Annotated in this window: 24 protein-coding genes; 9 read left to right on the top strand and 15 right to left on the bottom strand. The window is 74.7% G+C overall.

Annotation, left to right across the window (positions count from 1 at the left end):
• Nucleotides 1–17 precede the first annotated feature (17 nt).
• The 3 genes from IF23_RS0109785 to IF23_RS0109795 all read right to left on the bottom strand — a co-directional run bounded on the left by IF23_RS0109785 (nucleotide 18) and on the right by IF23_RS0109795 (nucleotide 2,845).
• Nucleotides 18–1,325: a M6 family metalloprotease domain-containing protein gene (locus IF23_RS0109785; RefSeq protein ID WP_037677832.1), complete on the bottom strand. Its 1,308-nt coding sequence runs from the start codon at nucleotides 1,323–1,325 to the stop codon at nucleotides 18–20.
• Nucleotides 1,326–1,366: 41 nt separating this feature from the next.
• Nucleotides 1,367–2,254, bottom strand: a complete 888-nt coding sequence (locus IF23_RS34835) for a rhomboid-like protein (protein WP_245654939.1) — start codon at nucleotides 2,252–2,254, stop codon at nucleotides 1,367–1,369.
• An 84-nt stretch (nucleotides 2,255–2,338) separates the two neighbouring features.
• Nucleotides 2,339–2,845, bottom strand: a complete 507-nt coding sequence (locus tag IF23_RS0109795; protein WP_425423823.1) for a MarR family winged helix-turn-helix transcriptional regulator — start codon at nucleotides 2,843–2,845, stop codon at nucleotides 2,339–2,341.
• Between the two features lie 164 nt (nucleotides 2,846–3,009).
• On the opposite strand from IF23_RS0109795, the gene IF23_RS0109800 reads away from it, so the two are divergent.
• Complete coding sequence (locus IF23_RS0109800; protein WP_030281968.1) at nucleotides 3,010–3,792, top strand: dioxygenase family protein; 783 nt, start codon at nucleotides 3,010–3,012, stop codon at nucleotides 3,790–3,792.
• 69 nt (nucleotides 3,793–3,861) lie between these two features.
• Here IF23_RS0109800 and IF23_RS0109805 read toward each other — a convergent pair whose 3' ends face one another.
• Nucleotides 3,862–4,911, bottom strand: coding sequence for a questin oxidase family protein (locus tag IF23_RS0109805; RefSeq protein ID WP_030281970.1), 1,050 nt, complete (start codon nucleotides 4,909–4,911; stop codon nucleotides 3,862–3,864).
• 197 nt (nucleotides 4,912–5,108) lie between these two features.
• On the opposite strand from IF23_RS0109805, the gene IF23_RS0109810 reads away from it, so the two are divergent.
• Entirely contained in the window at nucleotides 5,109–5,585 is a 477-nt protein-coding gene (locus IF23_RS0109810) for a cupin domain-containing protein (RefSeq protein WP_078653889.1), read from the top strand.
• A 91-nt stretch (nucleotides 5,586–5,676) separates the two neighbouring features.
• Entirely contained in the window at nucleotides 5,677–6,297 is a 621-nt protein-coding gene (locus IF23_RS0109815) for a pyridoxamine 5'-phosphate oxidase family protein (protein WP_107126904.1), read from the top strand.
• Between the two features lie 140 nt (nucleotides 6,298–6,437).
• Here the strand turns inward: IF23_RS0109815 and IF23_RS0109820 are convergent, their stop codons facing one another.
• Nucleotides 6,438–7,016, bottom strand: a complete 579-nt coding sequence (locus IF23_RS0109820; RefSeq protein ID WP_037677835.1) for a hypothetical protein — start codon at nucleotides 7,014–7,016, stop codon at nucleotides 6,438–6,440.
• Nucleotides 7,017–7,580: 564 nt separating this feature from the next.
• Here IF23_RS0109820 and IF23_RS0109825 point away from each other — a divergent pair.
• Complete coding sequence (locus IF23_RS0109825; protein ID WP_030281978.1) at nucleotides 7,581–8,582, top strand: sigma-70 family RNA polymerase sigma factor; 1,002 nt, start codon at nucleotides 7,581–7,583, stop codon at nucleotides 8,580–8,582.
• Nucleotides 8,583–8,761: 179 nt separating this feature from the next.
• On the opposite strand, the gene IF23_RS0109830 is transcribed toward IF23_RS0109825, so the two are convergent.
• Both IF23_RS0109830 and IF23_RS0109835 read right to left on the bottom strand, forming a co-directional pair.
• Complete coding sequence (locus IF23_RS0109830; protein WP_030281980.1) at nucleotides 8,762–10,090, bottom strand: L,D-transpeptidase; 1,329 nt, start codon at nucleotides 10,088–10,090, stop codon at nucleotides 8,762–8,764.
• An 82-nt stretch (nucleotides 10,091–10,172) separates the two neighbouring features.
• Nucleotides 10,173–11,390 carry a CaiB/BaiF CoA transferase family protein gene (locus IF23_RS0109835; protein WP_051739453.1) on the bottom strand — a complete coding sequence of 406 codons (1,218 nt, stop codon included), beginning with the start codon at nucleotides 11,388–11,390 and terminating at the stop codon, nucleotides 10,173–10,175.
• 353 nt (nucleotides 11,391–11,743) lie between these two features.
• On the opposite strand from IF23_RS0109835, the gene IF23_RS0109840 reads away from it, so the two are divergent.
• Nucleotides 11,744–12,004, top strand: a complete 261-nt coding sequence (locus IF23_RS0109840; protein ID WP_030281984.1) for a hypothetical protein — start codon at nucleotides 11,744–11,746, stop codon at nucleotides 12,002–12,004.
• Nucleotides 12,005–12,014: 10 nt separating this feature from the next.
• Here the strand turns inward: IF23_RS0109840 and IF23_RS0109845 are convergent, their stop codons facing one another.
• Nucleotides 12,015–12,617, bottom strand: coding sequence for a YIP1 family protein (locus tag IF23_RS0109845; protein WP_078653891.1), 603 nt, complete (start codon nucleotides 12,615–12,617; stop codon nucleotides 12,015–12,017).
• 83 nt (nucleotides 12,618–12,700) lie between these two features.
• Between IF23_RS0109845 and IF23_RS0109850 the strand changes: the two genes are divergently transcribed.
• Entirely contained in the window at nucleotides 12,701–13,417 is a 717-nt protein-coding gene (locus IF23_RS0109850) for a VIT1/CCC1 transporter family protein (RefSeq protein ID WP_030281988.1), read from the top strand.
• A gap of 19 nt (nucleotides 13,418–13,436) precedes the next feature.
• On the opposite strand, the gene IF23_RS0109855 is transcribed toward IF23_RS0109850, so the two are convergent.
• The 4 genes from IF23_RS0109855 to IF23_RS0109870 form a co-directional block, all read right to left on the bottom strand.
• A complete protein-coding gene (locus IF23_RS0109855; RefSeq protein ID WP_030281991.1) occupies nucleotides 13,437–14,576 on the bottom strand; it encodes a P1 family peptidase in 1,140 nt (379 codons plus the stop codon).
• A gap of 108 nt (nucleotides 14,577–14,684) precedes the next feature.
• Entirely contained in the window at nucleotides 14,685–15,491 is an 807-nt protein-coding gene (locus IF23_RS0109860) for a L,D-transpeptidase family protein (RefSeq protein ID WP_030281993.1), read from the bottom strand.
• A 605-nt stretch (nucleotides 15,492–16,096) separates the two neighbouring features.
• A complete protein-coding gene (locus IF23_RS0109865) occupies nucleotides 16,097–17,242 on the bottom strand; it encodes a low temperature requirement protein A (protein WP_078653903.1) in 1,146 nt (381 codons plus the stop codon).
• Nucleotides 17,243–17,473: 231 nt separating this feature from the next.
• Entirely contained in the window at nucleotides 17,474–18,505 is a 1,032-nt protein-coding gene (locus IF23_RS0109870) for a methyltransferase (RefSeq protein WP_030281997.1), read from the bottom strand.
• Between the two features lie 177 nt (nucleotides 18,506–18,682).
• On the opposite strand from IF23_RS0109870, the gene IF23_RS0109875 reads away from it, so the two are divergent.
• Together IF23_RS0109875 and IF23_RS0109880 are read left to right on the top strand one after the other, a co-directional pair.
• Nucleotides 18,683–20,026, top strand: coding sequence for an amidohydrolase (locus IF23_RS0109875; protein ID WP_078653892.1), 1,344 nt, complete (start codon nucleotides 18,683–18,685; stop codon nucleotides 20,024–20,026).
• Nucleotides 20,027–20,251: 225 nt separating this feature from the next.
• Nucleotides 20,252–21,355, top strand: coding sequence for a MerR family transcriptional regulator (locus tag IF23_RS0109880; protein ID WP_030282001.1), 1,104 nt, complete (start codon nucleotides 20,252–20,254; stop codon nucleotides 21,353–21,355).
• A gap of 408 nt (nucleotides 21,356–21,763) precedes the next feature.
• On the opposite strand, the gene IF23_RS0109885 is transcribed toward IF23_RS0109880, so the two are convergent.
• On the bottom strand, nucleotides 21,764–23,137 hold the full coding sequence (locus IF23_RS0109885; protein ID WP_051739454.1) for an MFS transporter: 1,374 nt from the start codon (nucleotides 23,135–23,137) through the stop codon (nucleotides 21,764–21,766).
• A 536-nt stretch (nucleotides 23,138–23,673) separates the two neighbouring features.
• On the opposite strand from IF23_RS0109885, the gene IF23_RS0109890 reads away from it, so the two are divergent.
• Nucleotides 23,674–24,198, top strand: a complete 525-nt coding sequence (locus tag IF23_RS0109890) for an AMP-binding protein (protein ID WP_245654940.1) — start codon at nucleotides 23,674–23,676, stop codon at nucleotides 24,196–24,198.
• Nucleotides 24,199–24,272: 74 nt separating this feature from the next.
• Here the strand turns inward: IF23_RS0109890 and IF23_RS0109895 are convergent, their stop codons facing one another.
• Nucleotides 24,273–25,337, bottom strand: coding sequence for an enolase C-terminal domain-like protein (locus IF23_RS0109895; RefSeq protein WP_030282007.1), 1,065 nt, complete (start codon nucleotides 25,335–25,337; stop codon nucleotides 24,273–24,275).
• Nucleotides 25,334–26,449, bottom strand: coding sequence for a PLP-dependent cysteine synthase family protein (locus tag IF23_RS0109900; protein ID WP_425423827.1), 1,116 nt, complete (start codon nucleotides 26,447–26,449; stop codon nucleotides 25,334–25,336). The genes IF23_RS0109895 and IF23_RS0109900 overlap by 4 nt, the downstream gene beginning before the upstream one ends.
• Between the last annotated feature and the right edge of the window lie 24 nt (nucleotides 26,450–26,473).

The following is a 26,473-nucleotide window of genomic DNA, read 5'->3' on the forward strand; positions in this document are numbered from 1 at the left end:
CCTCCCCCCCACCCCCCTCACCCCTCCGGTACCGAAGGCAAGGACGGTGGCCGTACCCGGATGTGGAATGTGCCGTCCGGTGCCGTGCCGAGCACCGTGAGGGCGGTGCCGCTGTCGCGGTCGGTGAAGGTGGCGCCGGGGCGGTAGGTGGCGTCGGAGAGTTCCGCGTCGACGTAACGGTCGCCGGTGTGGCAGCCGCCGCTGCCCGGTGTCGCGTCCATGACCTTGAGGGGGCCGCTGCCGGAGCGGACGTCGGCCGAGACCCGGTAGACGAGGATGCCGGGGCGGCACAGCGCGGGGTCGAGCGGTCCCCGGGTGCGCGCCTCGGCGACGAGCGCGGTGTGCGGGGAGGTCGGAATGACGGCGATCTTCGTGCCGCCCGGGGTGGCCAGCGGTGTCAGCGTGTGGTCGGCCACCGGGCTGCCCGGTGGCACACAGTCGACCTGGTCGGCGGCGAGCCAGCCGAGCTTCCACTTGTGCCAGCCGAGGAAGTCGTTGCTCGGGCCCCAGTCCTCGTCCATCGGGTCCCAGTGCCCGACCGCGGGCGGCGCCTCGCGTCCGTCGGTGAAGTAGAGGTCGGGCAGTCCGAAGGAGTGGGCGTTCTCGTGGTTGACCACCCGGAAGGCGCTCGGTCCGGGCTGTCGGCTCCAGAGGAACGACACATTGCGGAACGGCACCCCGTCGTCGGTCCGTAGCCCCATGTCGCCGCCGCTGAACGTCACCGAGAGGACCGTACGGGTCGCGGGCGGGCCCGCGTTGGGGGCGGCGATGACGTTGACGAGGTCGTAGTCGCGGAAGTCGACGGAGGCGTCGACGGCGTGGACGATCTCGCGGGCGAGGGCGTGGTAGCCGCTGTCCGAGCCCGCGTCGAAGGTGGCGCCGCGCTGGATGCCGTACGCGGCGAGCGGCTTCGTCATGTGCAGCCAGCGCAGCAGCGGCGCGGGGCGGTAGCGGAGGCGGCCGTACGAACTGCGGTGGAAGTAGTCGGACGCGGCGGGGAAGAACTCCGCGTACCGGGCACGGGGGGTGAGCGTGGCGCGGGCGTCCGGGAAGTCGATGAAGAGGGTGAGGGCCTTCACGGTGCCGCGGGTGCGGGCGTAGCCCTGGGGGGTGGCGGTGGTCTCGCCGACGTCGTCGCTGACGCCGCGCAGGGCGCACGGCCCGTGTCGGCCACCGGGCGGCGCGGGGCCGGTGGGTATGTCCGGGGGCTGGGGGCCGGCCGCCCCCGGGGGTATGGAGAGCGGGGCGGGGGGCCCGCACAGCGCGATGGCCGCGGCCACGGCCGACGCGCCTGCGGCGAGAGCCGCGGAGATGCACCGCTTCATAGGGTCACCCTCCGGTGCCCGGCGGGTGGCCGCGCGCGCAGTTACGTCATCCGGCGGGCGTGCCGGATTCCGGGGGCGCGGTGCGGCAGTGGAGTGACGGGGCCCGGCCCGGCGGCGCGGAGGGCGTTGCTTCTACGGGTGCTTCCGCGGGCGTTCCCGGGGGCGCCGGTGGCCGTCGACGCCCCGGTGTCCGCCGCCGGTGCGGTGGTCCCGGGGCGTCCGGTCGTCCCGGAGGCGCCGTGGGTGAGCGGTCGGCAGGCGAAGCCGATCAGGGCGGCGGCGAAGTGGCCGACATCGGTGAAGCCGCGGCCGGTGAGCAGCGGCGCACCGTAGAAGGCGAGGATGCCGAGGGCGTAGGCGTACCGCCAGGGGCCGGTGAGGCGGTAGGTGAGGACGGCCGCGACACCGGCGAGTGCGTAACTGACGCCGACGTCGAGGGTGTTGACCGCGGTGTGCGGGGCGGCGCCGGTGTGGATGGCGACGGCGAGGACGCCTTCGCTCAGATAGGTCGCGCCGATGTGCGCGGTGCCGAGGACGGTGAGCCAGCGGCGGGTGCCGAGCCAGCGTTCGGCGGGGACGTGGACGGCGTTGTAGAGCACGAAGTAGAGCGGCCAGCCGCCGCCGTCCAGCCAGAGTGCGCTGGTCAGGAGTACTCGGGCGGGGGAGTGCAGCAGGTTGTGGATGTTGGTGGAGCGTTGCTGGAGGAAGCCGGTGAGGACGTCCGGGCTGAACCGGTGCATGATCACCGAGGTCACCAGCAGGATCGTCAGCCAGAGGAAGGTGCCCGGCGCCCGGCGGAGGTAGGCCCACAGGCGCCGGGCGGGGCCGCCCCCGGGCGCGGTGGTGCCGGTGGGCGGTCGCCGTGTGCGGTGCCGCGGGCGCGCCGGGCGGGATATCCGGCGGGCGGCGCGCTTGAACCTGGCGCACATGGCGGACAAATTACCAAGAGGCGGGCGTGGGGGCGCGCCGGAGAAGCGCCTCGCGGGGGCCCGGGCGGGGTGTGGCGCCGTGGTTCAGCGGAGCCAGGGCAGGTCGGCGCCCTTGGGTTGCAGGCCGTCCGCCATGACCCGGCAGATCTCGGCGAGTTGGCCGATCTGCTCGGGGGAGAGGCGGTCGAAGAGCGCACCGCGCACCGCGGCGACGTGCCCGGGGGCCGCCTTCTCCAGGACGTGCATGCCCTCGTCGGTGAGGTGGGCGAGCTGGCCGCGCTTGTCCGACGGGCAGTTCTCGCGCCGTACCCAGCCGTTCTTCTCCAGGCGGGCGACGGCGTGCGAGAGGCGGGAGCGGGTGATCTTGGCGTTCTGGGCCAGTTCGGTCATCCGCATCCGGCGCCGCGGGGCGCGCGAGAGCTGGACGAGCAGGCCGTAGTAGACGTGCGGCATCCCGGCGTCACGCTGTAGCTGGCGATCGAGGTGATCCTCCAGCAGCGTGGTGGCGTGGAGGTAGGACTGCCAGGCGTATTGCTCCTCGTCGCTGAGCCAGCGCGGCTCGGCTGCGGGTTCGGTGCTCATGCCATCCATTCTCGCACCGTCCCACCCGTTATTGAAGGTTGAACAATTCATGCGGGGCGAGGTAGTCTCGGAGTATTCACTTGAAAGTTCAAGTAGATATTCCGAAGGCTCCGGAACGGAACCCCTACGGGGCCGCCCGGCGCCGCACCCAGGACGCTCACCGGGGAGTCGCGATGTCCGGAACGCCGATGCCGGCCCTCTACCTCAGCCACGGCGCGCCGCCGCTCGCCGACGACGCCCTCTGGCCGGACCAACTCGCGGCCTGGTCCGCCGAACTGCCCCGCCCCACCGCCGTACTGATCGTCTCGGCCCACTGGGAGGAGGCCCCGCTCGCCCTCGGCGCCACGGTCACCACCCCCCTGGTGTACGACTTCTGGGGCTTCCCCGAGCACTACTACCGCGTCCGGTACGCGGCGCCCGGCGCCCCGGAGCTGGCCGACCGGATCCGCCGCACGCTGCGGACGGCCGGTACGCCGGTGCAGGACATCCCGGACCGCGGACTCGACCACGGCGCCTACGTCCCGCTCGTCGAGATGTTCCCGCGGGCCGATGTGCCGGTCCTGCAGATCTCCATGCCGACCCTCGACCCCCGGGCGCTCTTCGCCCTCGGCCGGAAGCTGGCACCGCTGCGTGACGAGGGCGTGCTGATCGTCGGCAGCGGCTTCTTCACCCACAACCTCGCCGCACTGCGCCACCAGGGGCCGGGCGTACCGTCCTGGTCGGCGGAGTTCGACGACTGGGGGCGGCGCGCCCTGGCGGACGGCGACCTCGACGCGCTCTTCGACTTCGCCCACAAGGCCCCCGCCGGACAACTGGCCCATCCGCGCACCGAACACTTCGCCCCGCTCTTCGTCACCCTCGGCGCCGCGGACGCGCACGGGCAGCTCGGCGACGGGCGGAGCGTGATCGACGGGTTCTGGATGGGGCTGGCGAAGCGGTCGCTGCAGTTCGGCTGAGCCGGACCGCGCGGGCGCCCGGCCCGCCGAACGCGGTACGCCGGACGCCTCCGAGCGCATCGCGGCAGGTCAGACGCCTGGTTCGATCAGCTCCAGGGCGCGGAGCGCGGCGGTCAGCGCGCGGTCGTCGCCGTCCGGCGTCCAGGACGCCACGTCCAGCGCGGTGTCGGTCAGCTTGATGGCGTGCGCATCGCCGTGCTCGGCCGCCCGCCGGAAGACCTCCTCGGGGGTGACCGGCCCGGTCCGCAGCGCAGGCAGCGCGTCCGCCGTCCCGTAGACGGAGGTCAGCGCGGCGCTCGCGGCCCAGGCCACGGTGAACGACGGCGCCCACAGGGCGCGCGGCAGCGCGGGCAGGGTGCGCAGCACCGCATTGGGCGCGGTCGCCGCGTGGACCAGCATGATCTCCTCGCCGTGTCCGTGGGCGGCGTAGCGGTGGGTCGCCGCCTGGACGAGCGCGGTGAGCTGCGCCCGGGCGTCGTCCGGATCGCGCGGTGCCCGGACGGCCTCCGCCGCCGTCCGCCAGCCCGGGGTGCCCGGGAGCTGGGCGAGACCGCCGAGCGCGCTGGTCCGCTGATCGGCGATGCGCGGGAGGGCGTCGAGCGCCTCGTCCGGTGCGGTCGTCCCGCCCGGCGTCGGCACCACCGGCAGCGGGGTGTGCCGGGCCGCCCAGTAGCCGAGGGCGTGGGCAAGTTCCGCGCGGCGGGGCTCCGTCTCCTCCCCGGTCAGGAGGGTGCGGACGATGTGGCCGACCCGGATGGCGGGGTGGGTGGCCGCGCCCGCGAGGCCGGGCAGCAGCCGGGGCCACCACTCGGCGAGCACCGCACGCCAGGGCCGCTCGGCGACGGCGCGTGCGAAGTGGTCGGTCCAGTCGGTGACCCGCAGCGGATCGCCCAGGGCCTGCCGCCAGTTGGCGTCGGTGAGGGGTTCGCGGGCGCCCGGTACGTCCTCCAGTTGTGCGGAGTACGCATCGAGCCAGCGGTGGACGCCGCGCCCCTGCCCGTGGTGGATCAGGGCCTCGACCGCCATGGGCCCGTGGTTGCTGAGATAGCCGTGGAATTCCGGTCCGGTGGAGTGCAGCCGCTCCAGGGCCTCGTCGAAGGTGCCGTGGTGTGCCGTCATGTCCGTGAGGTTAGGAGCGCGGACGCCGCCGGGTAACGGGCTGCGGACCTAGACCCCGCGCCGTGCGGCGGAGGCACCGTCGGTCGCGGGGACGGGGGCGTGGGATGGAGGCGCGGGGGCCGTCGGGCGGAGGTCCGGTGCGGCCGTCGGCCGAGCGAGGCCGAGGCGTTGTCAGTGGTGGCTGCCACCATGAAGTCATGGAGAAAAGCAGCGTGGTTGACGAGGTGGAGCAGCCGGTCGACGCGGTGGAGGGGGCCGGTGGGCCGGGCGGTGACGGCGCGGCGCCGGAGGCCGGGGCGACGGATCTGGCGGCCGCCTTCGCCTCGTTCGAGGAGACATGGTCGCCGCGGATAGCCGGTGGGGTCAACGACTACGACGTCAAGATCGCGAAGGTGGAGGGCGCCTACGTCTGGCACGCGCACCCCGACACCGACGAGTTCTTCCTGGTCCTCGCCGGTGAGCTGACCCTGGAGCTGGCCGGGCGCGCGCCGGTGGTGCTGGGCCCGCAGCAGCTGTTCACGGTCGAGCGCGGGCTGCGGCACCGCCCCGTGGCCGCATCCGGCACCCGCATCCTCATGTTCGAGCGCCGCGGCACGGTCAACTCCGGCGACGCCGAGCTGACCGGCGAGGCGGCGTGGGCCCGCGCCTCCCAGGGGGTGCCGCTGGGGGAGTAGCCCGGGCCCGGGGCGGTCCGGGGCGGCGCATGGTCGGAGACCTGGAGGAATCCAGACAGCAGATGTCCGGTTGGGAGGCGACCGTGGAGGCATGACAGGAAGCGCAGAGGGAGACAGCGGGGCGGACGCGGGTGCGCGGGGCCCGGAGGTGTGGCCGTCGGGCCCCGGGGCGCCGGTGACCACGGCGTCGTACCCGGGGACGTCGGGCGCGCGGGCGGGCAGCGGCCCGGGGGTGGCCGTGCCGCGCGGTGTCGGCTGGGCGGTGGCCGAGGCGCGGGAGCCGGGATTCGTCCGTGAGGTGCGGGAGCGGTTCGGGCGGTACCCGCACCATGTGCTGGGCACCCTCCGCGCGGACGGCTCCCCGCGGCTGACCGGCCTGGAGGCGGACTTCCGCTTCGGCGAGCTGTGGCTCGGCATGCTGACGGGCTCCCGCAAGGGCACGGACCTGCACACCGACCCCCGGTTCGCGCTGCACGCCAACCCCGGCCCCGGCACGGACCTGTCGGAAGGCGACGTCCGCGTCTCCGGCCGGGCGGTCCCGATGACCGACGAGGAGGTGATCAGACGCTACGCGGCCGAGGTCCGGCCACCGGAGCCGTTCCTCCTCTTCCGCGCCGAGGTGACGGAGATCGTCCGGGTGGCGGTACGGGACGCCACGATGATCGTCCAGAGCTGGCGACCGGACGCGGGGCTGCGGACGGTACGCCGGTAGGGCACCGGGCGGGCGCCCCACCCACCGGTGCACGGCGACCCACCCGCGCCCGGGCTCCCGACGCGGGGTGCCCAGGCACGGGCCGATCCAGGGCCCGCGGCCCATGGCCGTACGCACGCCGCACGCCGCACGGCGCCCGCTCAGTGCGCGCCGTGCGGGGTGCCGTGACCGTGACCGTGGGTGTGCTGCTTACGGTTCCGGTGCAGACCGTGGGGTTCGCGGACCCGGTGGCCGCGGAAGATGTAGAGCGAGACGACGAACATCACCGCGCCCATCACCAGGCCCCAGCCCGACGACTTCAGGACGGACGGACCGCTGAGGTTGTAGAGCCAGCCCATGCTGGCGCCGAACAGCGCACCGTAGGCGAGCGCCCGGGTGTCGGTGATCATCGTGTGCTGGAAGTGCACGAGCACCAGCCCGAGCGCACCGGTGACCACCGCGGCGATCAGCCCGAGCAGGGCCGCGTGGCCGCCGCTCGACCCGCCGGTGTGGTCGATCCAGATCGTGTAGCAGCCGAAGCCGAGCGCGGCGATGACGGGCCACACCACCTTGGCGGACAGCAGCCGACGGCCGCCCCCGGGGTGCGCCGCCGCGGACTGGGTACCCGCGGCCGGGGCGTCGGCGGTCGCGCCGTGCTCCCGTTCGACCGTCCCGTGCGTACCGGCCTCCCCGTGCGTACCGGCGGCCCGCGCGCCACGGCGCGGAGCAGGGTTCTCCATGACGGGCTCCTCTCGCTTGCCCCTCCTGTCCAGGCGACACCCGCCCACCGGCCCCGTCAACTGGATCAGCGGGCCCCCGGGGCGGGCCCGGGAATGCCGACGAGGCATGGGCGGTTTCGAGGGAATCCGGCGGCCATGGGCGGATTCCAGGCAACCCCGGGGTGACCCGGGTCGTCTTGGGGGTGGGGAGCCGAGGCAGCGGCGGCCACCGGGGCGCGGGAGGCCGCGCCCGTCGGTCGCCGGAGGGGTCCGCGGCGCGGGGGCGAGAAGCCGCCACCGCAGTGACGGACGTCTCAGGCGAAGGGCTGTGCCGCCGCGACGGAGGGGCCGCGGGGAAGGTCGAGAACCCTTTCTGACCTGGGATTCTCCCGCTCCGGGAGCGACCGGCCGCCGTCGGTGACCGTGCAGGGTACTGCATGATCAGAAAAATAGACGGGTGGCATGGGAATTCTGTCCGGTTTCCAGCCGTTGTTTCCTTCGGACGGGGCAGTTCGGTCACCCGGCTTCCGCGTCCACCGTCCCGCGAACGACTCATCACCGACTCATCGCAAAGGGAGCTCACGCATGGCAACCCGTGCCGTCGCCCGTCGTCAGACCACCAGCAGCGGTGCTGACGGGGGCAGCAGTGTTCGCGCCGTAGGCGGGGAGATCGCCGACCGCGACCTGGTCGGCATGTACCTCGACGAAATCGCGCGCACGCCCCTGCTCGACGCCGCCAAGGAGGTCGAGCTGTCCCAGACCATCGAGGCGGGTGTCTACGCGCAGAAGATCCTCGACGAGGTCGTGACCGACGGCAACGCCGCCGACGCGAGCCGCGAGGAGCTGGCAGCGCTGGTCGCGGAGGGTGAGCGGGCCAAGGACGTCTTCATCCGCTCCAACCTCCGGCTGGTCGTCGCCGTCGCCCGGCGCTACCCGCGGGCCGGGCTGCCGCTGCTGGACCTGATCCAGGAGGGCAACGCCGGTCTGGTGCGCGCGGTGGAGAAGTTCGACTACGCCAAGGGCTTCAAGTTCTCCACATACGCGACGTGGTGGATCCGCCAGGCCATCACCCGCTCCATCGCCGACCAGTCGCGCACGATCCGGCTGCCCGTGCACCTCGTCGAGGAGCTGGGCCGCATCCGCCGCGTCCAGCGCGAGTTCAACCGCGAGAACGGCCGCGACCCGGAGCCCGCCGAGGTCGCCGCGGAGCTGGGCTCCACCCCGGCGCGCGTCACCGACGTGCTCGACTGGGCCCGCGACCCGGTCAGCCTCAACATGTCCGTGGACGACGACGGCGACACCCAGTTCGGTGACCTGCTGGAGGACACCTCCGCCGCCTCCCCCGAGCAGTCGGTGCTCTCCCTGCTGCGCAGCGAGGAGCTGGAGGACCTGATCGACCGCCTCGACCACCGCACCGCCTCGATCATCAAGGCGCGCTACGGCATAGAGGACGGCCGTGAGCGCACGCTGACCGAGGTCGGCAAGCAGCACGGTCTGACCCGTGAGCGGATCCGCCAGATCGAGAAGCACGCGCTGGTCGAACTGAAGCGGATGGCCCACGACACCGGGTTCGACGCGGCGGCCTGACCTCCTCTGACATCCGGGCGCGACCGTCACCACGGGCGCGCCCGTAGAGGTGGCGACCCCGCGGACCGTGGAAGAGGAACGCCCCCGCACACACCGACGGCCGACCCCCGCGAGGGGATCGGCCGTCGTTTCCGTTGTGTCCGGAGGTCGGGCGCGGGAAGCCGCGCCCGGGTCCCGGATCAGACCGCGCTGCCGGCCTTCCACTGGGACCAGGAGAGGTTCCAGCCGTTGAGACCGTTGTCGGGCTGGACGGTCTTGTCGTGGGAGTTCTTGACGATCACCACGTCGCCGATGAGCGACTCGTCGAAGAACCACTTGCCGGGGGTGTCCCCGCCGCCGCCCTTCGCATCGCGCAGACCGACGCAGCCGTGGCTGGTGCCGGAGTTGCCGAAGATCGAGGGCGAGCCCCAGTAGTTGCCGTGGATGAAGGTGCCGGAGGAGGAGAGCCGCATGGCGTGCGGGACGTCCTTGATGTCGTACTCGCCGCCGAAGCCGACCGTCGAGCCGTCCATCCGGGTCTGCGTGAACTTCTCCGAGATGACCATCTGGCCGTTGTAGGTCGGGTGGTCGGAGCTGCCGCCCGAGATCGGCACGGACTTCAGGACCGAGCCGTCCCGCTTGACCGTCATGGTCTGGGTGTTCATGTCGACGGTCGAGACCTGCGAGCGGCCGATGGTGAAGGTGACGGTCTTGGACTGGACGCCGGTGATGCCGTTGCCGCCCTGCACACCGTCCAGGTCGATCTTCATCGTGACCTTGGAGTTGGCCTTCCAGTACTCCTCGGGCCGGAAGTCGAGACGCTGCGCGCCGAACCAGTGGCCGACGACCTCCTGGCCGCTGTCGGACGTCACCGTGATGTGGGACTGGACGTCCTTCTTGTTGGTGATGACCTTGTCGAAGTTGAACGACACCGGCATACCGACGCCGACGGTCTTGCCGTCGTCGGGCGTGTAGTTGCCGATGAAGCTGTGGTCCGACGAGACGGTGCTGAAGGTGGCGTTCTCGGTGGCGGAACGGCCCTTGGCGTCCTTGGCGTTGGCGACCAGCTTGTACTTGGTGCCCCGCTCCAGCTGCGTGCCGGGCTTCCAGGAGGCGCCGTCGCCGGATATGGCGCCCTCGACCGGCGCGCCGCTGTCGGCGACGGTCAGCTTGACGTCGGTCAGCTTGCCGCCGGTGACCTTCACGCCGGTGTCGTTGATGCTGGCGTCCGTCGCGCCGTCCTTCGACGAGACGGTGATCTTGGCGTCCGAGGCGTCCTTCGCGGCGGCGGCGTCCGCACCCGCCTGGCCGTTCTTGCCGTCGCCCGAACCGGCCTCGGCGCTGCCGCCGCAGGCCGAGAGGGTCAGCGCACCGGCCGCGAGCAGCGCCGACAGCGCGAGCGCCCGGCGGGTCCGGCGACCCCGGCGCGGCGCCGCGACGGCGTCCTGCTCGGGCGGCTGGAGCAGCTGGTGCGAGGTGCGGGACCGTGCGGTGGTGGAGTTGTCCGGCGATGTCACGAGCTGCTCCATACAAGGGTGTTGTGTGATCCGTGCTGGTAAACAGCACGTACGGCGGGAATTGGTTGCGGATGGCCTGAACTTGTGGGCAAGGTCACACGCATGGCGGAAGGGGGTGGTCGGGAGGGCCTGACAGCCAGGTTCGCAGCGGTGTGCCGTGTTCGTCCAGACGCGGTGGCGGCGTCGGTGCTGTGACGGGCGTCTCGGAGAGTCGCAGGGCGCTGCTGATCTGCGGAATTCTCCCCTCTCCCACAGGAGTCACAGGCGCCAGCCCCAACCCCTCGGCGAACTCCAGCGCCTCGGAGAGGGTGTTGACGGGTCCACAGGGCACGGAGGCCGCGGTGAGCCGTTCCGTCCACCTCTGCGGCGTATCCGAGGAAAGTTCCTTCTCCAGTAGTTCGACCAGCTCTGTTCGGTTCCGTACGCGATCCTGGTTGCGGCGGAAGCGATCGTCGTCGGCCAATTCCGGGACGCCCAGGGCCGCTGCCAGCGCCCGGAACTGCCGGTCGTTGCCCGCCGCGACGGCCAGCAGCCCGCCCCGGCAGGCCAGCGTCTCGTACGGGGCGATGCTCGGGTGCCGGTTGCCCATCGGCCCCGGATCGCGCCCCGTCGCCAGCTGCCCGGACGCCTGGTTGACCAGCGAGCCCAGCAACGACGAGAGCAGATTGACCTCCACCAGCTGCCCCCGCCCGGTGCGCTCGCGGTGGTGCAGCGCGGCGAGGATCGCGGTGGTGGCGTCCTTCGCGGTGAGCACGTCGACGAGGGCCACCCCGGCCTTCAGCGGCGTACCGCCGGGCTCCCCGGTGATGCTCATCAGCCCGCCGACCGCCTGCACCACGAAGTCGTACCCGGCCAGATGCGCGCCGCCCCCGGAGCCGAAACCGGTGATCGAGCAGTGCACCAGCCGCGGGTTGGCGGCCCGGGTGGAGGCGGCGTCGAGGCCGTACTTGGCGAGGGCGCCGGGGCGGAAGTTCTCGATCAGGACGTCGGCGCGGCGGGCCAGTTCGCGGGCGGCCGCCGCGTCGTCGGGCTCGCCGAGGTCCAGCGCCAGGCCGCGCTTGGAGCGGTTGGCGGCGTCGAAGTACGCGGCGGTGCCGTCGGGGCCGAACGGCGGGCCCCAGGTCCGGGTGTCGTCACCGGCGCCGGGCCGCTCCACCTTGACGACATCGGCGCCCAGATCGGCGAGGGTCGCCGCGGCCAGCGGACCGGCCAGCACCCGGCTGAAGTCGGCGACGAGCAGCCCGTCGAGGGCGCGGGCGGGCCTCTCCGGGGGCTGCTGCGGAGGCGGTGACTGCGGGGACGGCTGCGGCACGTGCGTACTCCTCACCTCGCGGACGGGTGCGGCCATCGTCGGGGAGGGGCCGGGGCGCGGGAAGGCGCCGCGGTGTCCAAGGCGGACGGGCGCATTCTGCCGCCCCGGAGAGGAGGCGCCACGGGCGGCGGGAGGTGCGGACGGCCGGAGGCGGCAGACAGTTCCCGCATAATGGTGTGAACTACTGCAATACCGGTAATTCTCCTGAGGGGTACAGGACTTCACGCGGTGCCCGTAGAGTGCCGCGGGAGCCCGCCCGCATTCTCCCCGATCACGGCATCCGCCCCATCCACCGTAGCCACCGCGCCCGCGGGGCCACACCGTCCACCGCCCGCGTTGCCCTGGAGGACCGCATGCTCCTCACCCTTGAGACCCTTCAGCTGATCGGATTCGCCGTGCTCGGCGTCGCGAGCGTCGTCTGGGTCGTCGGGCTGCTCCGGCTGCTGCGCCGGGAGGAGCAGCGGACGGCGACCGGGCGCGACGGCCGGGCGCTGCTGGACCGGGTGCCGCGGCAGACGGGCCCGGCCGGTCCGCCCGCCGAGTGCGTGGAGCTGACCGCCGCCGAGCGCGAGGCGTTCGCCGTGCTCGTACGGCAGTTGACGCGCCGCCGCTGAGCCCGGTGGGTCACTGCGCGGGGCCGAGCTTCAGCAGCGCCAGCGCCGCCAGCATCTGCACCGAGATCGCGGCCGCCGCCTTGTGCGTCGGCAGATGGTGCTGACCGCGTATCAGCAACACCGCCAGGACATAGCCGAAGCCCCAGGTCGTCCACGTCAGCGCCTGGACGAAGGTGGCCTGCGGGGGCAGCCAGGTCGCGAGGAGCAGCCGCGGCAGGTCGGTCACCCAGAACAGCACGATGAACAGGCTCGTGGTCGGCGCGAAGCGGCCGTTGCCGCCGAGCGTGCGCGCGATGGCGTGGGTCGCCGAGCCCAGCGCGAAGCTGGCGACGAGCACACACCCGACGGCCAGCCCCATCAGCTTCAGCGCCGCGCCCGGGTCGGACGCCCACTGTCCCTGGAAGGCGTCCGCCGACAGCACCCCGACGACGCCACTGACCAGGCAGAGCACCACCGCGGCGCTCCACGCGGAGCGGTCCCGCGCCTCGTCCAGCACCTCCACCGGGCGGTACCAGAGGCCGAGGAACAGCCGGTGCCACCACAGCCGCCGCCGCTCGGGTACGGGAGGGGACGACTGGACGAGCGTGGGTGTGGGGGGTGGTGGAGCGGGCATACAGCCGTTCTACCATCGGCCGTTCTGCCGCGACGCGGTGGCGTCGGCGCCGGGAGCGGGGCCGTGGATGAGAGTCTGCGGACATGAGCGAGCAGACTCCCGATCACGGTGAGGCGCACGGCGGCGGGTTGGGCGGACGGCTCAACTGGCTGCGCGCCGCGGTGCTCGGCGCCAACGACGGTGTGGTCTCCACCGCGGGCCTGGTCGTCGGCGTCGCCGGAGCCACCGGTTCCCCCACCACCCTGCTGACCGCCGGACTCGCCGGGCTGCTCGCCGGATCCATGTCGATGGCGGCGGGCGAGTACGTCTCCGTCTCCACACAGCGCGACGCCGAGAAGGCCGCGCTGGTCCAGGAGCGGCGGGAGCTGGCCACCGAACCGAAGGCCGAACTCATCGAGCTGACCGGTCTGCTGAAGGCGAAGGGCCTGAGCACGAAGCTCGCCCGCGAGGTGGCGGTGCAGCTCACCGCGCACGACGCGCTGCGCGCCCACGCCGAGGTGGAGCTGGGCATCGACCCGGACGAGCTGACCAACCCCTGGCACGCGGCGGGTGCCAGCTTCCTCGCCTTCACCGTCGGCGCGCTGCTCCCGCTGCTGGCGATCGTGCTGCCCCCGGACGGCCTGCGGCTGCCGATCACCGTCGTCTCCGTGCTCGCCGCCCTCGCGCTGTGCGGCTGGACGAGCGCCCGCCTCGGCTCCGCCCCGGCGCTGCCCGCGATCCTCCGCAACACCGGGGGCGGGGCGCTGGCGATGATCGTCACGTATGTGGCGGGCTCGGCGCTGGGCGCCAGCGGGGTCTGACGGCGCCGGGCCCGGGGCGCTACGGCCGCTCCGGGCCCGCCCCGTGCACGGCCGCCTCGCCGTACAGCTCCGTGTACGAGGGGAAGTGGCCGCCGGGACCGTCGACGGAGACGGCGGTGAGGAGCGCGTCGGTGACGGCGCGGGTCAGGACGTCGGCGCCCGCGGCGAGGAGATCGTTGAGCACCCCGGCCTCGGTGTGCACGGTGAACGCCGGGTCGCCGCCCGCCGCCTCCGGCGCGAGCGGGCGGTCGCCGGTGGACAGCGCGAAGACGGTGTCGCCGTCGGAGAGCAGATGGACCGGGCGCACCGCGCGGGCCAGCCCGTCGTGCGCGGTACCGGCCAGCTTCTGCGCCTGGGCGCGGGTGAGCACGGCGTCCGTCGCGACGACCGCCAGCGTGGTGTTGAGCGGCGGCCGGGCCGCGGCCGCCGACCGCTCCCGGGACGTCTCACGCGCCGCGGCCAGCGCCCGGACCGCCGCCGCGTGCCGCTCCGGGGCGGGCGGCGCGGCGGGCGGCCCGTCCGGCCCGAGGAGGTGCCCGTAGAGCAGACCGGTGCGCGGGTCGACGGGCGATCCGGCGGCGTTGACGGCGGCGAGCGCGGCGACGGTCGCCCCGGACGGCAGCAGCACGCTCGCCGTACCGATCCCGCCCTTGAGCCCACCGGCCACCGCGCCCGTACCGGCGCCGACGTTGCCGCGCTCGACGGGGCCGCCCGCCGTGGCGTGGCCCGCCGCGTGGATCGCGGCCCGGCCCAGCGCGGCGTCCGGCCGGGCCCGCCAGTCGCCGCCGCGCCCGAGGTCGAAGAGGGCGGCGGCCGGGACGACCGGCACCACCTGCGAGGGGTCCGGGCCGACGCGGAAGCCGCGGCCGCGCTCCTCCAGCCAGGCGGCGACCCCGGACGCGGCGTCGAGCCCGAAGGCGCTGCCGCCGGTCAGCACGACGGCGTCGACGCGCTGGACGAGGTTGCGGGGGTCGAGGGCGTCGGTCTCGCGGGTGCCGGGCCCGCCGCCGCGCACATCGACCGCGGCGACCGCACCGCCCTCGGGCGCCAGCACCACGGTGGTCCCCGACAGATGGCCGGAGCCGATGCGCTGGGCGTGGCCCACCCGTAGACCGGGCACGTCGGTCAGGGCGTCGTGGCGGTGCGCTGCGTCAGCCATGCCCCATGCGTACCACGGCGGGCGCGGCACGGGGCAGGGGTGCGGCGGGGCGCGGGGCGGCCCCGGACGCGGCGGGCCGGCCGGGCGCGGGGCCCGGCCGGCGGGCCGTCAGCTGTCGCCCGGGCCCATCACGATGACCGGGTGCTGCGCGGGGTCCAGGGTCCGCAGCAGCTCCCGCATCACCTCGGGCTTGAGGCTCACACAGCCCTGGGTGGGGCCGTCGTGGTCGACGTGCAGCCACACGCCGCCGCCCTTCTCGTCACCGTCCGGACGCTCCGGATCCAGCGGCGAGGTGCCGGGTACGCGGTTGTAGTTGATGGCGATGACGTAGTCGAACGCGCCCGCCAGGGGCTCGCCCTCCACGCCGGTGCCGTTGGCGACGAAGCTGTCGTTGTGGTCGTAGGGGAGCTTGGTGCCCTTGGGGGCGGGCAGCAGGCCACCGGCGTCGGTCAGGTCGAAGACGCCTTCCGGGGACCGCAGGTCGCCGTAGTGGTGGTCGTCGGTCCAGCCGTGCGCGGCGTTGTGGGCGGACCACTGCTCACCGGCGTGCCAGTCGTCCGAGTCCTTGGCGCGGGTGTAGAGGACCACCTTGGAGTCGAAGGAGTCCTTGCCCGCGCCCCGTACGACGAGGACCTGACGGGAGTTGGCCGGTATCTGCTTCCGCTCCGCGTCGCTCAGGCCCGGGATGGGGCGCGTGGCGTTCGCGACGGTCTTGGCACCGGACGGTTTCTCCGGACCGGATACCGACGCGGGGGTGCCGTTCTTGGCCTCCTGCTGAGCGTCGTGGTCATCGCCGGATGCGGGCCAGGCCCACAGGGCGGTACCCATCAACGTGGTCAGCGCGAGACCGCTCACGGCCTTCCCGCGGCGGGACATGCTCTTGCGCGCGCGGGGCGTAGCGTGGCGGGCGGCCATGGCTGGCGTCTCCTCAGATACGGATCAGATGCGGACGGTCGGGTACGGCGGTCGGACACGAGCGGGCGGTACGGCCCCTCAGATGCCCGCGGGCGAACGGCCCGTAGGCATAAAAAGGGCAATCTGCACCCTACCGCGAGGTGGTCGTGTCGCCGCCCGGGCCTCCGCCCGCGCATCCGGATCCCGAGACCCGAACGCCCGGAATGTACGCCCGAAAGAGGTCGGAGTGTCGCGGTTTACGGTTCCTCGCGGGGTGCCGGTGACGGGCCGTCGGCAGGGTCGGAACATGGCTGAAAATTCCTCGCAAAAACCCCTACCCGTCCACGAGTTGACTCCCAATGCCGAGGAGGCGCAGGTCACGGGCGTACGCCGGAGGGACGGGACCGGCGCGTGACGCCTCGTTGACCGGGGTGCGGACGGTCCGGCGGCCCCGTGCGGAGCGGCGGACCGCCCTCACGCGACCGGGGGAACCGCTCCGGCCACCGAAATCGGCGGCCGTAATTCCCCCGGTCGGGCCGGGGGACTGCTCCGTTCACCGGGGTGGCGGAGGCGCCGGGCCGCGCACCCACGGGTCCCGGGGCACGGGCGGCGCCCCCCCGCCGGGCTCAGGCGCTCAGCGCCGCGCCCTGCCGGGAGGTCAGGGTGACGCCCGCGGCGACCGCCGCCGCACAGACCAGACCGGAGGCGAAGACCGCGTACGTCCCCGCGAAGGTGCAGCCCAGCACGGCGACCGCGGCGAGCGGCAGCACCAGCTGCTGCGCCCAGCCCCGCTTCTGATGGCGCGAGTGCAGCAGCCACACGCTGAACAGGAAGAGCGCGGCCGGCACCGTCACACACGCGGACGCCGCCAGCAGCGACAGCCGGGAGGCGCCGACCGACTGCTCCACCGCGACCTCGATGCCCGCTCCGATCGCCGCCGCCGACCCGAACACGACGTAGTGGCCGTACCCCCAGACGAACGCCTGACGGCTGGAGCGCAGATGCAGATGGATGGGGACCGCGAAGTAGATCCAGTACGCGGCGAAGACCAGCAGCAGACCACCGGCGGCGATCGGCAGCAGCGCCCCCAGCTCGTCGTGCTCGTCCAGCGCGGACTGCACCGCGACGGTGGCCGCCGAGATCGTCTCGCCCAGCACGATGATGGTGAACAGCCCGTACCGCTCCGCGATGTGCCCCGGATGCCAGGCCGTCGCCCGGTGCCGCTCCGCGAACAGCGGCACGCACAGCTCCGCCACCGCCATCACCAGGAACACCCACGGACGGCCCTGCGCGGGTGCGAACAGCAGCCCCAGCCAGCCGACCTGGCACAGGCTCACCCCGCCCGCGTACCGCAGCGCGGTGCGGCGCTCCTCGCCGTCGCTGCCGCGCGCGGCCCGCAGCCACTGGCTGACCATCGCCAGCCGCATCACCAGATAGCCGAACCAGACGACCGCGAACTGTCCCTGCTCGAACGCCCGCGGCACCCCCGCCGCCAGGATCAGCACGCCCGCGATCTGCAGCAGCGTCGTGATCCGGTAGAGCGTGTCGTCGGTGTCGTACGCGGAGGCGAACCAGCTGAAGTTCATCCACGCCAGCCAGATGGCGAAAAAGAGCATCAGATAGCCGCTGATGCCGTGGCCGGGGTGCCCCTCGGCGAGCGCGTGCACGAGCTGACGTCCGGCCTGGGCGATGCCCACGACGAAACACAGGTCGAAGAAGAGCTCCAGCGGGGTGGAGGCGCGGTGCGCCTCGTCGGTGCGGCGGGCTCGCATACGGACCGGCACGGTGCGGTGTCCTCCAGGGTCAGCCGGTGATCCGCTCCCTGCGTGATCACGTCGCCCCGACGGTACGCGCCCCGCCCGGCGGACCGGCGCAGCCACCACCGGCCCCTGCCGACCCGGCCCCGGCGCGGCGCGGCCCGGTCGGGCCCGTGGTGCGGCGCCCGCCGTGGCCGGTGCGCCGCGTCCGGGCCCGCAGGACGTACGGGCCGACGCCGGATCAGCTCACTCGGCCACCGCCTCCACCACCGACGGTGTCGCGGCGGTCGGCAGGACGCGGGTGAGCCGGAAGCCGCAGGACGACAGGAGCGCCGCGAACTCCTCCGACCCCCGCTCCCGCCCGTCGACGACCGCCATCATCGCGACGTCCATCGTCTTGCCGAAGTGCGGGGCGTTGCCCGGCGGCAGCACCGACTCGACGATCACTATCCGGCTGCCGGGCGCCATCGCGGCGCGGCAGGTCCGCAGGATGTCCCGGCACCGCTCGTCGGTCCAGTCGTGCAGCACATGCTTGAGGACGTAGACGTCGCCGCCCGCCGGGACCGAGGTGAAGAAGTCGGCCTCCTCGGTGCGCCAGCGGCCCTTCAGCTCGTCGTCGTCCAGCAGATGCCGGGCGAGCGGCGGCGCCTGGTCGACGAGGACGCCGGTCAGCTCGGGGCGGCGGCGCAGCACCGCGCGGAGCAGCCCGCCGCGCCCGCCGCCGACATCGACGACCGTGCCGGTCTCCGGGAAGGGGTAGGCCGCCGCGACCGCCTCGTCCGAGGCGGCCGACAGGGAGGTCATCCCGTCATCGAGGAGGGTGCGGGCCCGTTCGTCGCCCTGGAGGTACTGGAAGAGGGGCTGCCCGAAGAGGCGCTCGAAGGGCGCCGCGCCGTCCCGGACGGTCTCCTCCAGCCTCTCCGACGTCTGCAGGAACAGCGGGTCGGTCAGCATCAGCACCGCGGAGTGCAGCGAGTCGGGCGCGTCCGTACGCAGCAGTCGGGCGGCGGGCGTCAGTTGGTAGGTGCCGGAGGAGTCCTCGTGGAAGATGCCGCGGCTGGCGAGCAGCCGCAGCATCCGGCGCAGATGCGGGGCATGGGTGCCGGTGGCCTCCGCCAGCTGCTCGGGTGTGCGGGGGCCGCGGGCGAGGTGGTCGGCGATGCGGAGGTGGGCCGCGGTGCGCAGCGCGGCCGAAAAGAGGTGCCCCAGCGCCTGGTCCGTCAGGTGCGCGACGAGGTCGGTGGGCTCGCCGGTCGGTCGGGGGGATGAAGTGGCCAACGTCCGCCTCCGGTCATTGACGTGAAGGTGCTGGTCCACGGTGGCAGCGTCCGGCCCGCGTGTCACCAGAGCGCCGGGCCGGACCCGCGAAGTCCGGCCAGCCGGACGCCCGGATCGCGCCGTACGGAGGTGGCCGGTAGGGATGCCCGGACAGGCGGACCGTGGTCGAATGCGTGTATGGGCCACCGTGACGAGGACCGCGAGACCAGGACCGATGCCGCCGACGGGCGCGACGGCGGACACCCGGGCGGGGGTGGGCCCGGCGGCGGGGACACGGCCGCCGCCGCGGAGCGGGACGCCGTGCTGGCACCGCTCGACGGCCGCCTCGACGCTCTGGTGGCGCTCTACGAGGATCTGCACCGCCACCCCGAGCTGTCCTTCCAGGAGACGCGCACGGCGGCCGAGGTCGCCCGGCGGCTGACCTCCTGGGGCTACGACGTCACCACCGGGATAGCCGGGACCGGTGTCACCGGGGTGCTGCGCAACGGGTCCGGTCCGGTGGTGCTGCTGCGCGCCGACATGGACGCGCTGCCGGTCACCGAGGGCACCGGTCTGCCCTACGCGTCGACGGTGCCCGGCGTGATGCACGCCTGCGGGCACGATGTGCACGTCAGCTGTCTGCTGGGCGCCGCGGATCTGCTGGCGGCCGGGCGGGCGCACTGGTCGGGAACGCTGGTGGTGCTCTTCCAGCCCGCCGAGGAGAACGGCGGCGGGGCCCGCGCGATGCTGGCGGCGGGGCTCTACACCGAGCACATCGTGCCGACGCCGGACGTGGTGCTGGCCCAGCATGTGGCGCCGTTCGGCGCGGGGCTGATCGCGTACTGCCCCGGGGCGTGCATGGCGGCGGCCGACAGCCTGAAGATCACCTTCCACGGCAGCGGCGGCCACGGCTCCCGGCCGGAGACCACCGTCGACCCGATCGTCATGGCGGCGTCGTTCGTCCAGCGGGTGCAGTCCGTGGTGGCGCGCGAGGTGGCGCCCGGCGAGCGGGCGGTGGTCACCGTCGGGTCCTTCCAGGCGGGTGACACCGCCAACGTCATCCCCGACCGGGCGGTGGTCAAGCTCAGCGTCCGCACCTTCGACGAGGCCGTACGGACCCGGGTGCTGGGCGCCATCGACCGGATAGCCCGCGCCGAGGCGGAGGCGTCGGGCGCGAAGCAGGCGCCGGAGACCACGGTCCTGGACGACTTCCCGGTGACCTTCAACGACGCGCGGACGCTGCGTCAGGTCAACTCCGCCTTCACCGGGCTCTTCGGCGAGCAGCGGCTGTTCGCGTACGACCCGGCGTCCGGCAGCGAGGACGCGGGGCTGCTGGCGACGGCCGCCGGGGCGCCGCTCTACTACTGGTGGCTGGGCGGCTGGGAGCCGGAGGCGTTCCACACCGCGTTCGCCGCCGGGCGGCTGGCGCAGGACATCCCCTCCAACCACTCGCCGCGCTTCGCGCCCGTCGTCCGCCCGACCCTCACCATGGGCGTCCAGGCCCTCGCCACGGCGGCCCTGAGCAGGCTCGAAGCGCCGTAGCTGCGGGGCGGGCGCGGCGGGGCGGCCCGCCGCCGACGCCCGCTCCGTACCGCCCGGCGGCAGGTCCCAGAATCCCGCTGAGGGACGCGGTTGACCTTGCCCTTGGGGGAAGCCACAGCATCGGTGGAGCCGGGCGACGGGCCCGGTACGAGGAGGACGGCCGGGCGCCCGGGCCGGGCTGCGGCCCGCCCCACGGCGGCCGGACGGCCCGGGGAGGGGCGGACGGTGACGGGGTACGGGGACCGCGGTGACGCGGCGGGGCTGCTGACCATCGGGGCGTTCGCCCGTGCCTGTCGGCTCTCGCCCAAGGCGCTGCGGCTCTACGACGACCTCGGGCTGCTGCCCCCGGCACACGTCGACCCGCTGAACGGCTACCGGCGTTACGCGCCCGCGCAGTTGGAACGGGCGCGGCTCGTCGCCTGGCTGCGACGGCTGGGGATGCCGCTGGCCCGCATCCGGGAGGTGTGCGCCCTGCCGCCGGACGCCGCGGCCACCGCGGTCGCCACGTACTGGGCGCGGGTCGAGGCCGACACCGCGGCCCGCCGGGACCTGGCCGTCTTCCTCGTCGACCAACTGTCCCGGAGGGACTCCACCATGACTACCACTCCCACCCCTGTGACCCTGCGCGCCGCGGCCCTGACCGACGGCGGGCTCGTCCGCACCGCCAACCAGGACGCGGCGTACGCCGGACGGCGGCTGCTCGCCGTCGCCGACGGATACGGCCCGGTCGGCAGCCGGGCGGCGGCCACCGCGCTCGCCGAACTGACCGCCCTGGAGACGCGCGAGCCCGCACCCGCGGAGCTGTGCGACGCGCTGGAGGAGGCAGCGCACCGGGCCAACCGCGCGGTCCGGCAGCTCGGCGCCGAGGGCGCGGCGGAGGCGGGCTGCACCCTGACGGCGCTGCTGCACGCCGGGGCGCGGTCGGCGCTGCTGCACATCGGCGACTCGCGCTGCTACGTCCTGCGGGACGGCGGGCCGGTGCGGCTGACCCATGACCACAGCCCGGTGCAGTCCCTCATCGACGAGGGACGGCTCACGCCCGAGGAGGCGCCCGGCCATCCGCGGTACGGGCTGCTCTCCCGCGCCCTCGACGGGGGCGAGGGGTTCGCCCCGGACCTGCAACTGCTGGACGTCCGCCCGGGCGAGCGGTACCTGCTGTGCACCGACGGGCTCCACACCGTCCTGCCGTCCGCCACCCTCCAGGAGGTGCTGACCGCCGCGCCCGGCCCCGAGCAGGCCGTGAGTGAACTGGTCACGCGGGCGCGGGAGGCGGGCGCGCCGGACAACATCGGGTGCGTGGTCGCCGACACGGTGGCCGCGGACGCCTGACCACGGGAGCCACGGCGGACGGCGCAGCCACCGTCGTGCCCGGCGCGGCTCCCCGCGTCGGGCACGGCATCCGCACCGGGCGGCGCCGTGGCCGCCCGGACCGTACCGCTCGGCAGCGCCGCCGCCCGCCCCACGCCCGCCGGAGCCGGGTCCGTCCGCCCGGCACCGACCCGCGCCACGTCCGCCCGGACCGTGCCGCTCCACCCAACGACCGATCGCCGACTGCACCATTCCGCACCCCCGTTGTCCCGTGTTTTCGTCCGCTGTCCTGCGTCTCGTCACTCTCCGTGCGTGTTTCGCGGGCTCACCGTACGACCGGTGGCGCAAGTCGCGCCGGGCCTGTGGATAACTCCGCGGAGGCTGCGCGGGCGGGGCGCTCCCGGCAGGAGGGACGGGCCCGGGCGGCGGTCATTCCGGCGTCCCCCGCCCGTCCCTCCGCAGCAGTCGCCGGAGCGTCCGGAGGGTGGCCGGGGCGGTCAGGCCGAGCGCCGTCGCCAGGCAGACCGCCCCGAGGAGGGCGGGGCGCGGGCCGTCGTCCGGGAGCGGCAGGGCGAGGCCCAGCCCGGCGGTGACGGTCAGGACCGCCTTGGTCACCCCGGCCGCCGCGCCCGCGCCGTCGGCCGCCGCCAGCGCCTGCGTCCCGGTGAGGGCCAGCGCGCCCGCCGTCCCCAGGGCGGTCGCCGCGACCGTCGCCGCCACCAGGAGCGGCAGCGGATCCGCACCGCCCAGGGGCAGCGCCACCGACGCGACCGCCGCCACGGTCAGACAGCCCGCCATCACCGCCGTTCCGGCCGCGGGCCGCACCCGTCCGGCGGCCGGGCCACCGGCGGCCAACGCCCCGGCCGGCACCAGGAACACCAGCCCGGCGACGGCCGGTGACAGCCCGGCGGACCGTTCCAGGAGCTGCGGCACGGTGAACAGCAGGGCCACCGTCGCCGCGTTGGCGACCGCCCCGGAGGCCGTCAGCCGGAGGTAGCGCCCGTCGCGGAGCAGCGCCGGATCGAGCAGCGGTGCCGTCCGGCGCGCCCGCCGTACGCAGCCGGTGCCGAGCGCCACCGCGGCGGCCGACCAGGCCCACCACCAGGGGCCGCCGCCCAGGCCGAGCGCCAGAGCGGCGCAGGTGGCCGTGGCGGCGATGGCGCCCGCCGCGTCCGGACGCGCCGCGGTCCGCCCGGCCGCCCCCGGTGTGCGCCGGGCGGCTGCCGCGGCCCCCAGCGCCGGGAGCGCCGTCAGCCAGAAGACGGCCCGCCAGGAGCCGTACTCGGTGACCGCGCCGCCCACGAACGGGCCGCAGGCGGTGGCGAGTCCGGCCAGCCCCAGGGCGCGCCCGGTCATCCGCCGCCCCCGCGCACCGGGGAAGACCTGGGTGAGCAGCGCCAGCCCGTTCGGCATGATCAGCGCGGCGCCCGCCCCCTGGAGCACCCGGGCCGCCACCAGGAGCGACAGCGACGGCGCGAGGGCGCAGGCGGCGGCCGCGGCGGCGAACAGCAGCAGCCCGGCACGGAGCATCCGGCGCCTGCCGTACGCGTCGCCGAGCCGCCCGGCGAGCGGCATCAGCGCCCCGGCGGCCAGGAGATAGCCGCCGCTCACCGCGCGCCCCAGGGCCGCCGGGCCCGGTAGTTCGCCCCGGATGACGGGCAGCGCGAGATGGAGCGCGAACGAGTCCAGCTGGACGCAGAACGCGCCCAGCGCCACCGCGGTCAGTGCCCACCGGCCGTCCGGCCCGGCACCGTGCGGCGACGGGGACGGCTGGGGCGGCGGGGCGTAGGGATCCCTGGGCATACGGGACGGCCTTTCGTACGGGCGCACGCGTGGGGCGCGCGGCGCGAGCGGGCGCGCCGGGGCGCGGAGGCGCGCGGCAGGGCGGTGTGGAGAAGGGGCGACATCCGTCGCGGGGGAGGGGATTGGGTGCCCGGAGCGAGGGGCAGGAAGGGGGGCGGGCCGGAGCCGTGCAGGGCGTCGGAGGGCCGCGGGACCTGAGATGTCGTCGGCGACCGGACGCGGCACTTCTGAAGGGCCCGGCGCGGTGTCGCCGGAGGGAACGGCGCCGACGCGGGAGGCGCTACCGGACGGGCCGGTGCGTACCGGGTGAGGCGCGGTGCGGCGGGAGGCGGCCGACGGTGACCGGTCGGACGGTCGCCGGGCGCGATGCCCTTCGGTAGCGTAGCGGCTCGCGCCGCACCGGGGGCGCTCCCGGGTGAACGGCCCCCGGGAACACGGGCCGTGACCGTCCGGGCGGTACCGGCGTCGGGTGCGTACAGCGGACGTTCAGCGAACGTTGATCGGCGATCTTCAGGCTGGTCCGCATGTTGCGCCGTGTGACCTCAGAGCATGCAGATGGCCCCAGCGAGCCGCGGGCCTCCCGTCGGCCGGGCGGTTCGCGGCCCGCACTGACCTGGTCCGGCGAGCCGGGACGGCTGGAGGAGTTGACGCACGGCATGCTCCTCGACCGGGCGGAGCGCGCCGCGACCGTACTGAGCCGTCTCGGCGTCGGCGCGGGCGACCGGGTCGCGGTCCATCTGCCGCTGGTCCCGGAATCGGTGATAGTCACCCTCGCCTGCGGACAGCTGGACGCCATCCGCACCACGCTCCCGGTGCAGCTGACCGCCCCGCAACTCGCCGAGCGCATACAGGACTCGGACGCCCGGGTGCTGGTCACCGCGGACGCGGCGTTCTGGGAGGGCTCCGTCCGCCCCGTGAAGCCGGTCCTGGACCGGGCCCTGCACCACGCCACCTGCCGCGAGGTGACCGCGCCCGTCCTCGTCGTCAGCCGCTGCGCCCGCCCGGTGGGCTGGAAGCCGGGCCGCGACCACTGGTGGCACGACGAGTTGGAGCAGGTCTGAGCGACCGGCCCACCGGGCGCCCCGGGCCGGGCGATCCGCGCCCCGGCGCCACCTGACGCCCGTCGCCCCGCTCCTCAGCCGACCACCCCCGGGCGCTCCTCCCGGGCCCGCGGCCGTACCCCCAACCCGGGGCCGTCGCCCGCCCGTACCGTCCCGTCCGCGCCGCCGATGCCGCGCCACGGGTCGTGGGCGAGGAGCAGATGGCCGTCGAGGTCGACCCAGCGGGCGCGGTGCACCAGATGGACGGCGGGCGCGATCCCGAGCGTGCTGGCCGTCAGACAGCCGAGCATCAGCTCCGTACCGCTGTCCGCCAGCAGATCGGCGATGCGCAGCGCCGCGAACACCCCACCGCACTTGGCGAGTTTGACGTTGACGCCCTGCACCCGGCCCGCCAGCCGCCGCGCGTCCTCGTACGACACCGCGTCCTCGTCGGCGATCACCGGTAGCGGCGACCGGGCCGCCAGCGCGGCCAGCGCCTCGGGATCGCCGGGCGCGAGCGGCTGCTCCACCGCCGCCATCCCCAGCTCCGCGCAGCGCGGCAGCAGCTCCCGGGCCTGCGCGGCGCTCCAGGCGCCGTTCGGGTCGAGCAGCAGCCGGGCGTCCGGGGCCGCCGCGCGCACCGCACGGACCCGGGCGAGATCGTCCTCCGGGTCGGCCGAGCCCGCCTTGACCTTCAGCAGGGTGAAGCCGCGACCGGCCAGGCGCGCGGCGAGCGCCCCGGCCCGCTCGGGGCTCGTGATGCCGAGGGTGCGGGCGGTCGGCGCGGACGGCGCGGCGGGGGCGCCCAGCAGGTGGTGGGCGCCGTGGCCGGAGCGTTTGCCGACGAGGTCCAGCAGCGCCGATTCGACGGCCGCGGTGACGGCGGGCGGCGCACCCGGGGGCAGCTCACCGGCGCGCAGCGCCGCCAGCGCGGACTCCGGGTCGGCATGGCGCGCGACCTCCACCGACGCGTCACGGAGCAGCCGTACGAGCGTGGCCGCGTCCAGCCCGTAGTAGGCGCTCGCCACCGCCTCGCCGTGGCCGCGCAGCCCGTCGTGCGCCACCGTGAGCCACACCGCGTCCCGGGCGGCCATGGTGGCGCGGGATATCCGCAGCGGCTCGGCGAGTTCGAGGCGGGTGGTGCGCAGGGACGCCTTCACGCGGGGGCCTCCTGTGGGGGACGGGGCGGTACGGGCGCTGCACGGGGCGGGAGGACCGTGGTGCAGCGCGTCCAGCCGGTCGCCTCGGCGGTGTGCGGGTGGGGGATCTCGACGGGGTGGGTGCGGGCGGCGGCGCAGTCCACGCCGTGCGCGGTGGTGAAGTCGTCGTCGTAGACGGACGACAGATAGCGGTGCGGGCCGTCGGGGAAGACCGTGGCGACGACCGCGCCCGGATGGGACCGCGCCGCCCACGCCGCCACCAGCGCCGCGGCGCCCGTGCTCCAGCCCCCGCTGACGAAGCTGCTCCGCGCCAACCGGCGGCAGGCGTCGGCGGACTCGGCCGGACCCACCCAGTGCACCTCGTCGAACGCGGCGTGGTCGACGTTGCGCGGATGGATGCTGCTGCCCAGCCCGCGCATCAGCCGGGGCCGGGCCCGCTGCCCGAAGATCGTCGAGCCGGTGGCGTCCACCCCGATCAGCCGCAGCCCGGGCCGGGCGCGCCGCAGCGGCCCGATGAGCCCCGCGCTGTGGCCGCCGGTGCCGACGCTGCACACCAGGATGTCCAGCCGCGGCAGCGCACCGGCGATCTCGGCGGCGAGCGAGGCGTAACCGGCGCGGTTGTCCGGGTTGTTGTACTGGTCGGGCCAGTACGCGCCGGGCAGCTCCGCCAGCACCGCGCGCAGCAGCGCCAACCGCGCCGCCTGCCAGCCGCCGCGCGCCGCCGGGCGATCGGCCAGCTCCAGCCGCGCCCCGTACGCCCGCAGCAGCCGCCGCATCGACGGCTCCAGCTCCGCGTCGCCGACCAGGACGACGGGGTGGCCCAGCGCCTGACCGGCGAAGGCCAGCCCGATGCCGAGGGTGCCGGACGTCGACTCCACCACCGGCGCTCCGGGCCGCAGCTCACCGCGCTCCCGCGCCCCCAGCAGCATCGACACCGCGGCCCGCGCCTTCATCCCGCCGACGCCGTGCCCCTCCAGCTTCGCCCAGAACCCGGGCTGCGGACCCGGCAGATCGGCGGTGATCCGCGCCAGCGGCGTCCGCCCGACCAGCGACAACAGATGCGGATCGGCGACGTCCGGCCGCACCCGCCGCTGCGGTGCGCGCGGCGGCACCGGGGGCGCGGCGGCGGTCGTCGG

Source organism: Streptomyces catenulae (genome assembly GCF_000718015.1).
Lineage (GTDB): Bacteria > Actinomycetota > Actinomycetes > Streptomycetales > Streptomycetaceae > Streptomyces > Streptomyces catenulae.